The organism is Janthinobacterium sp. GW822-FHT07A03 (assembly GCF_058798815.1).
In genome coordinates this window covers 116249-131002 of sequence record NZ_JBXAKW010000002.1, presented here as the reverse complement: position 1 = coordinate 131002, position 14754 = coordinate 116249, and the positions used below count along the sequence as shown (strand labels likewise).

The window sequence follows — 14754 nt, the reverse complement described above, 5'->3', positions numbered from 1 at the left end:
TAGTTTTTGATGCGACAATTTAACCAAATAATATTAATTTGGGGGTGATAGGAATGCTGGACAAGATCAGTAAGAAAATCTTGATGGAATTGCAGAGCGATGGACGCATCAGCAATGTGGAGCTGGCCGCGCGCGTGAACTTGTCGCCGGCCGCCTGCCTGGAGCGCGTGCGCAAGCTGCACGAATCCGGTTACATCATGGGCTATACGGCCCAGTTGAACCCGCAGCTGCTCGACGTGTCGCTGCTGGTGTTCATCGAAGTGGTGCTCGATCGCACGACACCGGAAGTGTTCGACGCCTTCAAGCATAGCGTACAAATCATTCCAGAGGTACTGGAATGTCATATGGTGGCCGGCGGCTTCGATTACCTGGTCAAGGCGCGCGTCAAGGACATGGCCGCCTACCGCGAATTCCTGGGCAAGACGCTGTTGCAGAAAGGTGTGCGGGAAACCCACACTTATGCCGTCATGGAAGAGGTCAAAAACACCACCAAATTGCCAATTAAGTGACCCGGGTGTAGCCGTCCCACTTTTCTGATTGAGCTATCGGAACAAATGTTGTAGGGTAGAACTACAATTCTGCTATCCGGTAGCCGCCTGAAACGCCGCGCAGACGGTAACTTCAGGGTGCACAGTGGGCAATCGTGCCCACCCGCATACGGTTACAGCACGTCCCCTCAACGGGGCGTGACGGGTTTGCGCAGCGGGGGACAAATGAAGCAGTTGCAGCATCAGCTGGTGCGTTTCTTTGTATTCACGATCCTGGCCATGGCCGTGGCCTGTTGCCTGGCCTATCTGCTGCTGCTCTCGGGCGGCGACCATCCGTATCTGATCGCCTGCGTGGCCGCCGCCATCGGCGCCGCGCTGCTGGCGTTCGCCAGCCGTCCGCGCGGCGAGCCGGGCTTGCACGAGTTCGCCGACACGGTGGGCAACGCCATCGATGCCATCATGATCGGCGCGGCGGAAACCTCGTATTTTGTCGACTCCGTCAAACAGAAGGTGGAACTCGACGTGCGCACGGCCAGCGACATTGCCGACAGCTCCGTGCAAAATGCCGCGATGACGGAAAAGATCGCCGCCAATGCGGAACGGGCCGCCAAGGTGGCCGCCGGCGTACGCGTGGAAAGCGTGGCGGCGCGCGCCGAAGTGGACCAGGGCTTGCGCCGCATCAATCATGCACGTGAGGAAGCGCAAGGCGCCTCGACCACCATGCTGAGCTTGCAGGAAAAATCCAGACGCATCACGGGCTTTACGGAAGCCATTTCCGATATTTCCGCGCGCACCAACTTGCTGGCGCTGAATGCCGCCATCGAGGCGGCGCGCGCCGGCGAACACGGGCGCGGTTTTGCCGTGGTGGCCGGCGAAGTGCGGCAATTGGCGCAGCGCACCAAGGAAGCCTCCGATGAAATCAGCGTGATGGTGCGCGAAATCAATGAACAGTCTGAAAAAGCCGCACGCGGCATGAGTTCGCTGGCGGCCGGTGTCACGGAAGCGGCGCGCAATGTGGAAAGCGTGCATGCCTCGCTCAGCCATATCGAGGAATCGTCGGGCGAGTCGGAAGACGAGATCGGGCAAATCGCCCGCGCCTCGCGCGAACACGTCGATACGACGCAGCTGATCGCCGACGCCATCCTGCAAATCCGCGACAGCATGCTGTCGACGAATGCGGAATTGCCGCGCGCCACGCAGTCGGCCATGGCCCTGGCCGAGCGGGCCGAAGTGATCGCCGGCGCCTTGGGCGAATCGAGCGTGGCCACGCCGCACGACGAGATCCGCGAGGCGGCCCAGCGCGCCGCGCGCGAGGTCGGCAAACTGTTCGAGCAAGCGATCGCCTCGGGGCGCATCACGCGCGAAGCCCTGTTCGACCGCCACTACCGCCCCATCCCGAACACCAATCCACCTAAGCACAACACGAAGTTCGATGCCTTTACGGACAAGGTACTGCCGGACCTGCAGGAAGGCGTGCTGGCGGCATTACCCCATCTCGCGTATGCGGGCGCCGTCGACAACAATGGATACTTTCCAACGCACAACAAGAAGTTTTCCCAGCCGCTGACGGGCGATTACGCCACCGATATGGTAAATAACCGCACCAAGCGCATCTTCAGCGACCGCACGGGCAAGCGCTGCGGCAGCAATACCAAGGCCTTCCTGTTGCAGACCTATAAACGCGACACGGGCGAAGTCATGCACGATTTATCCGTGCCCATCCACGTCGAGGGCAAGCACTGGGGCGGTTTCCGGATCGGTTACCGATCCAGTAATCATGCATAAAAAAAGCCTGATGCATGCGCATCAGGCTTTTCTTTGACCCATATCAGCAATTACTCAATATGCGGCTTGGGTGCCACGCCGCCGCCGGCCGCTGTCGCCGTGCGTAACGTGGGCGTGTTCATGCTTTCCAGGTGGTTGCGCAGCCACTTGTGGGCGGGGCTGCGGGCGTCGCGCTCGTGCCACAGCATGTCCAGGTGGACGGCCGGCAAGGTCAATGGCAAATCCTTGTACAGCAAGGATTCCGTCATGCCCGTCGAGGCGATCAGATGGCGCGGCAAGACCGTGATCAGGTCGGAATTGGCGACGACTCTGCCTGCCGTGAAGAACTGGTTGACCGTCAACAGGATGCGCCGTTCGCGGTGGATCTGCGACAGCGCTTCGTCGATCAGGCCATGCGCGCGGCCGGAAAAGCTCACCAATAAATGGTTGGCCGCACAATAGTTATCCAGGGTCAATTCCTTGTCGGCCAGCGGATGGCCGCGCCGCATCACGCATACATATTTGCCGGAATACAGGCGCTCGTGGCGGATGGGCGAGCCCGTTTCGCTCGACAATTGGGCCGCCACGCCGGGAAAGAAGCCCACGGCCAGGTCGATATCGCCGCGCAGCAGCATCGGGCGCGGTTCGCGCGTGGTCAGCGGCATCATGCGCACGTTGACGCCCGGCGCTTCCCGTTCGATCGAACGCATCAATGAAGGCAGCCAGAACGCGGCCGTCGCATCGGCCATGGCCATGCGGAAGGTGGCGTGCGTCTTCGACACGTCGAAGGTTTCCGGCGTGACGGCCGCTTCCAGGCTGGCCAGGGCCGAGCGCACGGACGGCCACAGCGCTTCGGCACGGGGCGTGGGTTTCACGCCATATGCCGTGCGGATCAGCAATTCGTCACCGAGGCTCTCGCGCAGGCGTTTGATGGCGTTCGATACCGCCGGCTGCGTCATCGCCAGGTGGCCCGCTGCGCGCGTCAGGTTTTGTTCCGTCATGACGGCGTCGAAAACACGCAGCAAGTTCAGATCCAGCGTCAGAAAACTCATGGAAAGCCCAAGATAAAAGTTGAATTGATTACTTAAGAGTGTAAACCGCGCCGGGCACGAATATTTTCACTCGTAAAAAAATATTACAGTTTTCCATTCACGATTCATATAATTGGTATCAAGAAATGGAATTAGATTTATATGTTGCACTGCACTATAGTACTGGCAAATTCTATAATGCACTGGAACAGTATGTCTACCTTCGCCTCCGCCCTGTACGCAGTATCCGCACCCGTGCTGGAGATTTCCCTGCTGAACGCCCTGCAACTCGTGCTGGTGATCGTCGCCGTGGGCGCCTTCGCCCTGCTGTTCAAGCCATTGCTGGTGGGCATTGCCCGCGCCATGGTGCTGGTGGTGCGTCCCAAGCTGAGCCGCGAAGAGCGCCTGGCGCGCCAGCAGATGCGCGAAGCGCAAGCCTTGCAACGCACTCTGGGCAAGATGGATGGCGTGTCGCCAAGCAACGCCGCCGAATTGCGCGCCCTGTCGACGCGCGCCTGAGCGATCAACTGTTGCAAAATAACAAGCCGGCCTGCGCCGGCTTTTTTTACGCCAGCCGCCAGCCGGTTATGCCACGTCGCCCAGCAAATGCGCGCGCAATACCGTGTCGGCCGGATGGGCGCCGATCCAGATTTTCAGCAGCGCATTGTAAAAAGCCAGGTCCGGTACCGTGTCGCCCACCTGTTTGCCGTTCAGCTTGCACAAGGTTCCCTCTTCCGGCAGCCAGTCCACGGTGAGGATATCGCCTTTTTTCAGCCCGGGCACCGTTTCGAACATGGCGCCGAACTGCATCGTCTGACTCAGCAGACGCGTGCGGTCGGCCTGATCGGAACTGCGCTTCAAGCCCTGCATGAAGGCCAGACCCAGCTCGTCGGACGTGATGTCGCGCAGCATGACGATTTCCAGACGGCGCGGTCCGGGCAGTGCCAGGATGTCGGCCAGCTGGGTTTTCTTTTCCGGCAGGTACAGCGCAATCGTGTAGACCTTGAAGATGACCTTGTAGCGCACGCCGGCGCCGTTGAGTTTCAACTCGCGGCTGGCCAGCTGCACCGTGTCGTCCAGCCTGACGCCGCCCACCTCGACGGCCAGCGCAGGTTGCGCCAAGGCGGCGCACAGGCCCGCGCACAGGCAGGCGGCGGCCAGGGAGCGGCCCAAACGGGATGTGCTTATTTGCATCTTCTGCCTCCGTAGAGAAACATGTGCTGTGGATAAGTCCGCACAAGCACACAGTGTAGAACAGTTGGCAGAAGCTGGCGCCACGCAGACGTGGCGAGGAAGAAAGGCTTAGGGTTTGGCGGCAGGCAGTTCCGCCTGCAGGCGTTCGTACTTGGCCATCAATTGCTCCGGGCTTTCGCGCCAGGCGGGATTGAAGGGGATGCAGCTGACGGGGCACACTTGCTGACATTGCGGCTCGTCAAAGTGGCCCACGCATTCGGTGCATTTGTTGGGATCGATTTCGTAGATTTCCGCGCCCATGTAGATCGCGTCATTCGGGCACTCGGGCTCGCAAATGTCGCAATTGATGCATTCGTCGGTGATCAGTAATGCCATGATTTCACTCTTACTTATTGCGATGAGGCAGCGTTGGCGGCAATCTTGTTTTGCAGCCAGCGGTTCACCGAGGGGAAGACAAACTTGGAGACGTCGCCGCCCAGCGCCGCGATTTCGCGCACGATGGTGCCCGAAATGAACTGGTACTGGTCGGACGGCGTCAGGAACATGGTTTCGACATCGGGCAGCAGGTAGCGGTTCATGCCCGCCATCTGGAATTCGTATTCGAAGTCGGAGACGGCGCGCAAGCCGCGCACGATGACGCGCGCTTCATGCTTGCGCACGAAATCCTTGAGCAGGCCGGAAAAGCTTTCCACTTGCACATTCGGATAGTGGCCGAGCACTTCGTTGGCGATTTCCAGGCGTTCGTCGAGCGAGAAAAACGGTTGCTTGTTCTTGCTGTCGGCCACACCGACGATCAGCTTGTCAAACAGGCCCGATGCGCGGCGCACCAAATCTTCATGACCGCGCGTGAGCGGATCGAATGTTCCTGGATAAACGGCTACAACCATTGCGGCTCCCTGATGATGCACCAATATAGACGCGCATTATGCCTGAAATTGGTGACCACCTTGGTGCTGCGCCTCGGGCCAGGGAGCTTTTTTGCCTCATTTATAGGCAGATTCAGGCAGTTGCCGGCACTTTGTTGTAAGTTAGCAAATGATAATAAACGGTGCCCGCCTTGTCGGCGCGGATGACTTCCCACGGCGCCATCCACTCGGGCTTTTCCAGTGCGCTGGTTTCATCGAAGACCAGCGGCAAGCCCGATTCCGCGTAAATCATGCCGCCTTCCTTGAGCAGGTTGGCGCACAGGGGCAGCACTTTGGCCAGGAAATCCTGCTGGTAAGGCGGGTCGAGGAAGATCAGGTCGTAACGCTGGCCGCGCGCTGCCAGGCCTTGCGCCGTCAGCAGGGCGTCGCCGCGCAGCAGCTGGACATTGTCGGCGCGCAATTTCACCTTGTTTTCTTCCAGCTGGCGGATCACGGGCGTATGCGTATCGACCATGGTGACGGATGCCGCGCCGCGGCTGGCCGCCTCGAAGCCCAGTGCGCCGCTGCCGGCGAACAGGTCCAGCACCTGGGCGTTGGCCCAGTCGCCGTCGCGCAAGTGGTTGATCCAGTTAAACACGGTTTCGCGCACGCGGTCCGGTGTCGGGCGCAAGCCCAGTGCCTGTAAAACAGGCAGCACGGAGCGCTTCCACTGGCCGCCGATGATGCGTACCTGGTTCGGTGGCGGCGCGTGGTGGACGGGGACTTTGGCGGGTTTCTTAATTTTCTTTTGCATGGGCATTTAAAACACCTAACAAAACCTACTGCGCGTCGCGATTTGCGGCCTGCGATGCTCACTGTGCATTCGCACAGCTGCGCTTCTTAGCCACAACTCACTGCCGCTCGCTACGGTTTGTTAGGCGTTCCATTTCTTCAATTCGATGGCGGCCACTATAGCATATGGCCCCCTCTCCCCTGCTGGCGCTGGCTGTCTATTTGGCTTGCGTGGCCAGGGAATTGAAATCGTCGATCCAGCCCTGCATGCGCTTGACGGCATGGGCTTTTTGCGTCGGCGTGGCGATCTTGATCACCGTCATGACCATCTGCGCCGTGCTGCTTTCGTAGGCGTCAAAAAAGGCCTTGCGCTCGGAATGTTCCAGGCGCTCGAAACTGTCCTTGATCAGGGTCGTGATCAAGGCCGCGGTGGCGTCCTTGCCGAGTTTTTCCTGGTGGACTTTCTTGACCAGGGTCAACACATTCTGCTGGCGCCGCATGCGTTCGTCGAGCCAGATGTCATTGTTCAGCGGACGCGCGTCGGACGCCTTGCGGATGATGGCTTCCTGCTCGCTGCTGAAGCTGCCGAACCACAGTTCGAATTGCTCCATGGCTTTCTTGTAGCGCAGTTTTTGGCGCTTGTCCTGGTCGCCGCTCAGGTATTTCTTGCGGTAATCGTCATTGTTCGACTTGAACTTCTTTTCCATCTGCGCAATCTGCTCGGGCTTGAGCGAGCGGGCCAGGTCGGCCAGCTCGGGCGCCGCCTTCAGCAGCAGCGCCTGGGTGCGCTGCTTGATCTCGCCATAGTCGGCCATCAGGTCCGCCTGCGTGATATTGCCTTGCAGCTGTTTCTGGCCCGTGCGCAGGATTTCCACGTAATCCTTCAATTGCGTCTTGCGGTGCCAGTCGAACAGCTTGTCGATGTCTTCGCGCACCCAGCCCTTCTGGTCGCGGTCCAGGTCGACATACGCGTTCAGCCACCAGTACAGCACGGTATCGCCGTTGTTGTAGGCCAGGCGCAAGCCGCTGCAGCCGGCCATGACGACGAGCATGATGGCCAGCACGGCATAAGTAAACCGCTGGAAGGGCGTGGAAGACGGGGCCTGCGTGTTAAACTTTTTCATATTCTTAACTTATAAAATTACGGTCTATGAACGTTGTCATTCTCGCTGCCGGTATGGGCAAACGCATGCAGTCGGCACTGCCCAAGGTATTGCACCCGTTGGCGGGCAAGCCGCTGTTGTCGCACGTCATCGACACGGCGCGCGTCCTGGCGCCGTCCCGATTATGCGTGATTTACGGGCATGGGGGCGCAGCGGTGCTGAAGTTGCTGGACGGCTACAAGACCCAGCAGGATCTGGCGATCGACGCCGCTGAGCAAACGCAGCAGCTGGGCACCGGTCATGCCGTGCAGCAAGCTGTCGCCTTGCTGGACGACAGCGTGCCGACCCTGATCCTGTACGGCGACGTGCCGCTGACCAGCGCCGCTTCCCTGCAGCAACTGGTGCAGGCGGCCGGCAAGGACAAGCTGGCCATCCTGACCGTGGAGCAGGACGATCCCTTCGGCCTGGGCCGCATCGTGCGCGAGCACGGCGCCATCGTGCGCATTGTCGAGGAAAAGGATGCCACGCCAGACGAGCGCGCCATCCGCGAGATCAACAGCGGCATCATGGTCGCGCCCACCGTGCAGCTGAAGCAGTGGCTGTCGGCCTTGTCGAATGACAATGCCCAAGGGGAATACTATCTGACCGATATCGTTGCCCAGGCCGTCGCCGACGGCGTGGCAGTCACCTCGGCCCACCCGGCTGCCGTGTGGGAAGTGGCGGGCGTCAACAGCAAGGTGCAGCTGGCCCAGTTGGAACGCATCCACCAGAACAATATCGCGCAAGCCTTGCTCGAGCGCGGCGTGACCCTGCTCGATCCGGCCCGCATCGACGTGCGCGGCGAACTCATTTGCGGCCGCGATGTCACCATCGACGTCGGCTGCGTGTTCGAAGGCAAGGTGGAACTCGGTGACGGCGTGCGCGTGGGCGCCAACAACGTCATCATCAATGCCACCGTGGCCGCTGGCGCGCACATCAAGCCGTTCTGCCATCTCGAGGATGCCATCGTCGGCGCCGCTTCCATCATCGGCCCTTACGCGCGCCTGCGCCCGGGCACGGTCCTGGCGGAAGACGTGCACATCGGCAACTTCGTCGAAGTGAAAAACAGCCAGGTCGCCGCGCACAGCAAGGCCAACCACCTGGCCTACATCGGCGACGCCACCATCGGTTCGAAGGTCAACATCGGCGCCGGCACGATCACCTGCAACTACGATGGGGTGAACAAGTTCCGCACGGTGATTGAAGACGACGCGTTCATTGGCAGCGACAGCCAGCTGATCGCCCCCGTCACCGTCGGCAAGGGCGCCACCCTGGGCGCCGGTACGACCTTGTCGAAAGATGCGCCGGCCGGCAAGCTGACGGTGTCGCGCGCGCGCCAGGTGACCATCGACGGCTGGACGCGTCCCGTGAAAATCCCCAAGTAAGCGATACCGGCCTCACCCGGCATGACGCCGCCAGCCTGTCCGGGCTGGCGGCGTTTTTTTGTGCCTGTGGATAATCCTGTGGAAAGTTGGCTGGCAACCCGGGATAAGTTGCAGCTTTATTTCCATCAAGTATTTCTGCTGTATTTTGATGTGTGGATAAACATGTGAACAAGCATGCGGACAAGTGATGGATAAGGCCGGTATAAGCTGCGTATAAATAGTGAAAAACCTGTGGAAAAGATGGGATAAGTTATCTGGCCAAGTTTGGTGTTCGAGGAGGCAAGCTAGTCTCGCAGGCTACGAAAGTCGCCTCAGTTTTTTGCCTGCCTGGATTGTGGATAAGCTTGTGCGCAATCCTTGGATAAGCCATGAATAACTTATAAGTCATTGTATTACAAGGATATTCTAGGTATTTTTGTAAAGCCTGGTTGTGGGTAAGGCTGTGCAAAAGCCTGTGATTAAGGCGTGGGCAAGCGATGGATAAGCCGGGATAAGTTTTATGTGGGAGGCCCATGCATATTTATTCAGGGGCCTCATGCGAGGCTGGATGTGGCAGCCGCGGAATTCAGTGATGTTCATGCTGTGGATAAACTTGTGCATAAGCGGGTAGAAAGGCTGGGATAAGCGGGGATAACTTCTCTGCCAGCCAGGTCTACACGGCGATGCGCGTCTCGAACTTGCTGCGAAACGTGGAAAAGTAGCTTTTCACGTTGCGCACATTCGCGTGCGCGGCAAACAGGCGGTGCGCCAGCGCGTGGTAGGCGGGCATGTCGGCCACCTGCACCATCAGCACGAAGTCGGGCCCGGGCGAGACGCGGTAGCATTGCAGCACGGCGGGCTCGTCCGCCACGAGCTGCTCGAATTCCGCCATGCGCTCAAACGCCTGCACGTCGAGCGTGATTTCCACGATGGCCGTCAGGCGCGCGCCTACCAGCTGCGGCGCGACGATGGCCACTTGCCGTTCGATGATGCCGCTTTCCCGTAAATGCTTGACCCGCCGCAAACAGGTGGGCGCCGAGACGTGCACTGCTTGCGCCAGCTCGCTGTTGGTTTGCGACGCATCAATTTGCAAGGCGTTCAGGATGCGACGATCGATCTCGTCGAGGGTAATATTGTTATCGTTCATGATTTTGATGAATTGGAAAATATATCGAGTTTAAATGAAATAATATTTCATCGTGAAATAGTCGTGAAATATTCAGTCAAAAATACACGGATTTAGAAAGCATATTTCATTCACTCTGCATTAGCATGCGTGCATTGATTAAATTTTAGACAGAGGTTTCCATGTGCGGCATCGTCGGCGCAGTAGCGCAACGTAATATCACTCCCATCCTGGTCGAAGGCTTGAAGCGCCTGGAATATCGCGGCTACGATTCCTGCGGCATCGCCCTGCATGCCGATGGCCGGCTGCAGCGTTCGCGTTCCACCTCGCGCGTGGCCGAGCTGGAAAAGCAGATTGCGGAAGAAGGTTTGGGCGGTTTTACGGGCATCGCCCACACGCGCTGGGCCACGCATGGCGCCCCTGTTTCCTTCAATGCCCACCCGCACTTTTCCCCAACGGAAGAGAACGCCCGCGTGGCGCTGGTGCATAACGGCATCATCGAAAACCATGACGAACTGCGCGCCGAACTGACGGCCCTCGGTTACGTCTTCCAGAGCCAGACGGACACGGAAGTGATCGCCCACCTGGTCGAGCACATGTATAACGGCGACCTGTTCGAGACCGTGCAGCAGGCCGTGAAACGCCTCGACGGCGCGTACGCGATCGCCGTCTTCTGCCGCGACGAGCCGCACCGCGTGGTGGCCGCGCGCCAGGGCTCGCCCCTGATCGTCGGCCTGGGCAACGGTGAAAACTTCGTCGCGTCCGACGCCATGGCGCTGGCCGGCACGACGGACCAGATCATCTACCTGGAAGAAGGCGACGTGGTCGACCTGCAACTGTCGCGCTGCTGGATCGTCGACGTGGACGGCAAGCCCGTCGAGCGCGAAGTGAAAACCGTGCACGCCCACACGGGCGCAGCCGAGCTGGGCCCGTACCGCCACTACATGCAGAAGGAAATCTTCGAACAGCCGCGCGCCATCGGCGACACGCTCGAAGGCGTGACGGGCATCATGCCGGAACTGTTCGGCGACGACGCGTATAAAATCTTCAAGCAGATCGACCGCGTGCTGATCCTCGCCTGCGGCACCAGCTCGTATGCGGGCATGACGGCCAAGTACTGGATCGAGTCGATTGCCAAGGTGCCCGTCAGCGTGGAAGTGGCCAGCGAATACCGCTACCGCGACAGCGTGCCGAACCCGAACACGCTGGTCGTCACCATTTCGCAAAGCGGCGAGACGGCCGACACCCTGGCTGCCCTGAAACATGCGCGCAGCCTGGGCATGCAGCACACCCTGACCATCTGCAACGTGGCCACCAGCGCCATGGTGCGCGAATGCGCGCTGGCCTACATCACGCGCGCCGGCGTGGAAGTGGGCGTGGCGTCGACCAAGGCGTTCACCACGCAGCTGGCGGGCCTGTTCCTGCTGACGCTGTGCCTGGCGCAAGTCAATGGCCACCTCTCCGAAGAGCAGGAAGCGGCGCACCTGAAAGCCATGCGCCACCTGCCCGTCGCCATCGCTTCCGTGCTGGCGCTCGAGCCGCAGATCATCGCCTGGTCCGAAGAATTCGCGCGCAAGGAAAACGCCCTCTTCCTGGGCCGCGGCATGCATTACCCGATCGCCCTGGAAGGCGCCTTGAAACTGAAGGAAATCTCGTACATCCACGCCGAAGCGTATCCGGCCGGCGAACTGAAACACGGCCCGCTGGCCCTGGTGACGAATGAAATGCCCGTCGTCACCATCGCGCCGAACGATGCCCTGATCGAAAAGCTCAAATCGAACATGCAGGAAGTGCGCGCCCGCGGCGGCCAGTTGTACGTCTTTGCCGACGTCGACTCGCGCATCAGCTCCGGCGAAGGCTTGCACGTGATTCGCCTGCCTGAGCACTACGGCGATCTGTCGCCGATCCTGCACGTGGTCGCGCTGCAATTGCTGGCGTACCACACGGCACTGGCGCGCGGCACGGATGTGGACAAGCCGCGCAATCTGGCCAAGTCGGTGACGGTGGAGTAAGCCGGGCGGGCGCCGCCCCGGACCACCAGGAATAGAAAGAAAACGCCACCTTCGGGTGGCGTTTTCTTTTAGCCTGGAAAACCATGCGCGTGACTTTTTTCTGCCGCCGAATCCATTGTGCGAGAATGCCCGTCCCCCTTCGATGGTGCGCATGATGACCAAACTCGCCGCAATCCTGACTGGAATGACCCTCGTGCTGGCAGCTTGCAAGCCCGCAGCCACGGCACCTGCGCACGACATTCCTGCTGCCATGCGCCAGACCGCGACCACCCTGCTGCAGTCAACATTGCTGCACGCGACTTCGATTGCCGTCGTGTATCGCGGCAAGCAATTCATTCTGCATCAAGGCGCGCTGGAGACCGGCAAAGCCAATCCGCCGGACGATACGACGCTGTATGAAATCGGCTCGGTCAGCAAGACTTTTGCCGGCCTGCTGCTGGCGAACGCCGTGCTCGATGGGAAGGCGGCGCTCGACGATCCCATACAAAAGTACTTGCCGACCGCCTACCCGAACCTGCAGTCGCAGGGGCAGCCCATTCGCCTGCGCCACTTGATCACGCACACGAGCAATATGCCGGGCATGCTGCCCTTGCAGGTGAACACCGTCTTGAAGGATTTCACGGCACATGCCACGCCGGCCAAGCTCAATGCCGCCTACGCCGGCTACGGACAACGGCAATTCTGGCAGGACTTGCACACCGTCAGCATCAAGGGGCCGCTCGGCAAGGATTACGCCTATTCCAGCGCCGGGACCGAACTCGTTGCGCACACGCTCGAAACAATCTACGGCATGCCCTATGACGTCCTGCTCACGCAATGGCTCGCGCGCGAAGCGGGCATGCAGGATACCCGGCTGAACATCACCGCTACGGATACCGGCCGGCTGGCACCGGGCTACCACAGCGACAATCCCGCCGTCACCACGCCGATGCCGCAACTGCCCTGGGGGGCGGCGGGCAACCTGAAGTCGACCATGCCGGACATGGCGAAATACCTGCGCCTGCAATTGAGCGCCCATCCCGCCGTCGTCGAATCGCACCAGCCGCTGGTCCGCTTTCAGGACGACTTCAGCATCGGCTATTTCTGGAACATCGGCAACAATCGCCAGCTGGGCACGCATTATGTCCACCATGGCGGCGTGCCGCGTGCGCAAAGCTACGCCTACGTCGTTCCCAAGTATCAGCTTGGCGTCTTCATCATCACCAACCAGAGCGGCGACGCTACGGCCGGCGCCATGGAAAGCGCGCTGGCGCATATTTTCGACACCTTGGAAGCCATGGAAGGCGCGCGGTAACCGGCCCCAGCGAACAGGCGTGCGTGCTTAGCTTCCTTGCGCAATCGCAATGACCGGCTGGCGCGCCAGTGCGATGAAGGCCCGCACGTAGTCGATGGCGGTGTCCGTCTCGCGTGCGCCCAGGAAGATCTGCTTGGCGATGCCGCGTGCGCCCAGGCGCACGGGCACCACGTCCATCTTGGCCGCATATTCCTCGACCAGCCAGCGCGGCAGCGCGGCCACGCCGCGGCCGCTGGCCACCATCTGCAGCATGATGTCGGTCGTTTCGATGGCTTTGTGGCGCTTGGGCGTGACACCGGCCGGCAAGAGGAACTGGTTATAGATGTCCAGGCGCTCGATGTCGACGGGGTAGCTGATGAGCACTTCCTGCGTCAGTTGCCGGGGCTGCACATACGCCGCCGACGCCAGGGCGTGGCCCCTGGCCACGACGAGCACCTGCTCGTAGTCGAACACGGGTTCGAAGGCCAGCCCCGGCTTGTACAGCGGATCGGGCGTGACCAGCAGGTCGATCTCGTAGCCGAACAGCGCGCCGATGCCGCCGAACTGGAACTTCTGCTTGACGTCCACATCCACGTCCGGCCAGGCGGCCAGATACGGCGACACGATCTTGAGCAGCCACTGGTAGCAGGGGTGGCATTCCATGCCGATGCGCAACGCACCGCGCTCGCCCTGCGCGAATTGCCCCAGGCGCTCTTCGGCCAGGTCCAGCTGCGGCAGCACCCGGTTCGCCACCGCCAGCAGATACTGGCCGGCCTGCGTCAGGCGCAAATTTCTCCCTTCGCGCAGCCAGACGTCGGTGCCCAGCTGCTGTTCCAGCTTTTTCATGCTGTGGCTCAGGGCCGACTGGGTCAGGTGCAGCACGCCTGCGGCGGCCGTCAACGAGCCCTGTTTTTCGACCTGCTGGACGATGCTGAGGTGGATGCGTTCAAGCATTTAAATGAGCCATATTCATGGATGTATGAAATATGACCATTATACTTCATCGATTCCTCCCGCTATCATCCACTTCCCTGCTGCCGACATTTACCGGCCTTCGCGCATCCATCCTATGAAAGCAACCATGACACGTCCCCTGCGTATAGTCGCCGTTTCCGGCGGGCTGCAACGCCCTTCCAAGGCGGCAGCCCTGGCCGAGCACCTGATGGACCTGATCGCCGACGAAGTGCTGTGCGAACAACGCCTGGTCGAACTGGGCCAGCTGGCGCCGCATCTGGCCGGCGCGACCTGGCGCTCGCAGCTGCCCGAGACGGTGGAGCGGGAACTTGCGGCGGTCGAGCAAGCTGACATCGTGGTGGTGGCAACCCCGGTCTATCGCGGCTCCTACACGGGACTGTTCAAGCACTTCTTCGACTTCATTCAGCAGGATGCCTTGGTCGACAAGCCCGTCCTGCTGGCGGCCACCGGCGGCAGCGAGCGCCATGCCCTGATGATCGATCACCAGCTGCGGCCGCTGTTCAGCTTTTTCCAGGCCCGCACCTTGCCGCTGGGCGTCTACGCGACCGACAAGGATTTTCTCGACTACCGTCTGCAGGACGAGGCGCTGATCCAGCGCGCCGCACTGGCGGTGCAACGGGCCTTGCCCTTGATCGCATTGACGCGCCATGCGAGCTCGGCCACGGCTGACGAGCTGGCCGCAGCCTGAGACGCATCACCGCGGGCAGCAAGCAACACATTCATTCTTTCGCAGAAATCAGGACAGCAG

At 60.6% G+C, this 14754-nt stretch carries 15 protein-coding genes; 7 read left to right on the top strand and 8 right to left on the bottom strand.

Annotation, left to right across the window (positions count from 1 at the left end):
* Positions 1–53 precede the first annotated feature (53 nt).
* Positions 54–509: an Lrp/AsnC ligand binding domain-containing protein gene (locus AC1RJW_RS06610; protein WP_010393827.1), complete on the top strand. Its 456-nt coding sequence runs from the start codon at positions 54–56 to the stop codon at positions 507–509.
* Positions 510–713: 204 nt separating this feature from the next.
* On the top strand, positions 714–2273 hold the full coding sequence (locus AC1RJW_RS06605; protein WP_493044311.1) for a methyl-accepting chemotaxis protein: 1560 nt from the start codon (positions 714–716) through the stop codon (positions 2271–2273).
* A 50-nt stretch (positions 2274–2323) separates the two neighbouring features.
* On the opposite strand, the gene AC1RJW_RS06600 is transcribed toward AC1RJW_RS06605, so the two are convergent.
* Entirely contained in the window at positions 2324–3304 is a 981-nt protein-coding gene (locus tag AC1RJW_RS06600; RefSeq protein WP_034752642.1) for a LysR family transcriptional regulator, read from the bottom strand.
* Between the two features lie 192 nt (positions 3305–3496).
* Between AC1RJW_RS06600 and AC1RJW_RS06595 the strand changes: the two genes are divergently transcribed.
* A complete protein-coding gene (locus tag AC1RJW_RS06595; RefSeq protein ID WP_070218913.1) occupies positions 3497–3802 on the top strand; it encodes a hypothetical protein in 306 nt (101 codons plus the stop codon).
* Positions 3803–3868: 66 nt separating this feature from the next.
* On the opposite strand, the gene AC1RJW_RS06590 is transcribed toward AC1RJW_RS06595, so the two are convergent.
* From AC1RJW_RS06590 to AC1RJW_RS06570, 5 genes are all read right to left on the bottom strand, one after another.
* Positions 3869–4477, bottom strand: a complete 609-nt coding sequence (locus AC1RJW_RS06590; protein WP_493044310.1) for a chalcone isomerase family protein — start codon at positions 4475–4477, stop codon at positions 3869–3871.
* A 108-nt stretch (positions 4478–4585) separates the two neighbouring features.
* Positions 4586–4852, bottom strand: coding sequence for a YfhL family 4Fe-4S dicluster ferredoxin (locus tag AC1RJW_RS06585; RefSeq protein ID WP_070218911.1), 267 nt, complete (start codon positions 4850–4852; stop codon positions 4586–4588).
* Between the two features lie 14 nt (positions 4853–4866).
* Positions 4867–5364 (bottom strand): pantetheine-phosphate adenylyltransferase, encoded by a 498-nt coding sequence (coaD, locus tag AC1RJW_RS06580; RefSeq protein ID WP_034752633.1) that lies wholly within the window; start codon positions 5362–5364, stop codon positions 4867–4869.
* A gap of 112 nt (positions 5365–5476) precedes the next feature.
* Complete coding sequence (gene rsmD / locus AC1RJW_RS06575; RefSeq protein WP_493044309.1) at positions 5477–6136, bottom strand: 16S rRNA (guanine(966)-N(2))-methyltransferase RsmD; 660 nt, start codon at positions 6134–6136, stop codon at positions 5477–5479.
* 196 nt (positions 6137–6332) lie between these two features.
* On the bottom strand, positions 6333–7238 hold the full coding sequence (locus tag AC1RJW_RS06570) for a DUF6279 family lipoprotein (RefSeq protein WP_493044308.1): 906 nt from the start codon (positions 7236–7238) through the stop codon (positions 6333–6335).
* A 26-nt stretch (positions 7239–7264) separates the two neighbouring features.
* On the opposite strand from AC1RJW_RS06570, the gene glmU reads away from it, so the two are divergent.
* Positions 7265–8641 carry a bifunctional UDP-N-acetylglucosamine diphosphorylase/glucosamine-1-phosphate N-acetyltransferase GlmU gene (glmU, locus tag AC1RJW_RS06565; protein WP_493044307.1) on the top strand — a complete coding sequence of 459 codons (1377 nt, stop codon included), beginning with the start codon at positions 7265–7267 and terminating at the stop codon, positions 8639–8641.
* Between the two features lie 652 nt (positions 8642–9293).
* Here glmU and AC1RJW_RS06560 read toward each other — a convergent pair.
* Entirely contained in the window at positions 9294–9767 is a 474-nt protein-coding gene (locus AC1RJW_RS06560; protein ID WP_493044306.1) for an Lrp/AsnC family transcriptional regulator, read from the bottom strand.
* A gap of 161 nt (positions 9768–9928) precedes the next feature.
* Between AC1RJW_RS06560 and glmS the strand changes: the two genes are divergently transcribed.
* Entirely contained in the window at positions 9929–11758 is a 1830-nt protein-coding gene (glmS, locus tag AC1RJW_RS06555) for a glutamine--fructose-6-phosphate transaminase (isomerizing) (RefSeq protein ID WP_493044305.1), read from the top strand.
* Between the two features lie 151 nt (positions 11759–11909).
* Positions 11910–13052, top strand: a complete 1143-nt coding sequence (locus AC1RJW_RS06550) for a serine hydrolase domain-containing protein (protein ID WP_493044304.1) — start codon at positions 11910–11912, stop codon at positions 13050–13052.
* A 27-nt stretch (positions 13053–13079) separates the two neighbouring features.
* Here AC1RJW_RS06550 and AC1RJW_RS06545 read toward each other — a convergent pair whose 3' ends face one another.
* Positions 13080–13985, bottom strand: a complete 906-nt coding sequence (locus AC1RJW_RS06545; RefSeq protein ID WP_493044303.1) for a LysR family transcriptional regulator — start codon at positions 13983–13985, stop codon at positions 13080–13082.
* Between the two features lie 127 nt (positions 13986–14112).
* On the opposite strand from AC1RJW_RS06545, the gene msuE reads away from it, so the two are divergent.
* The gene (gene msuE, locus AC1RJW_RS06540; RefSeq protein ID WP_493044302.1) at positions 14113–14694 is read left to right on the top strand and encodes an FMN reductase; all 582 of its coding nucleotides are present in this window, start codon (positions 14113–14115) and stop codon (positions 14692–14694) included.
* Positions 14695–14754 lie beyond the last annotated feature (60 nt).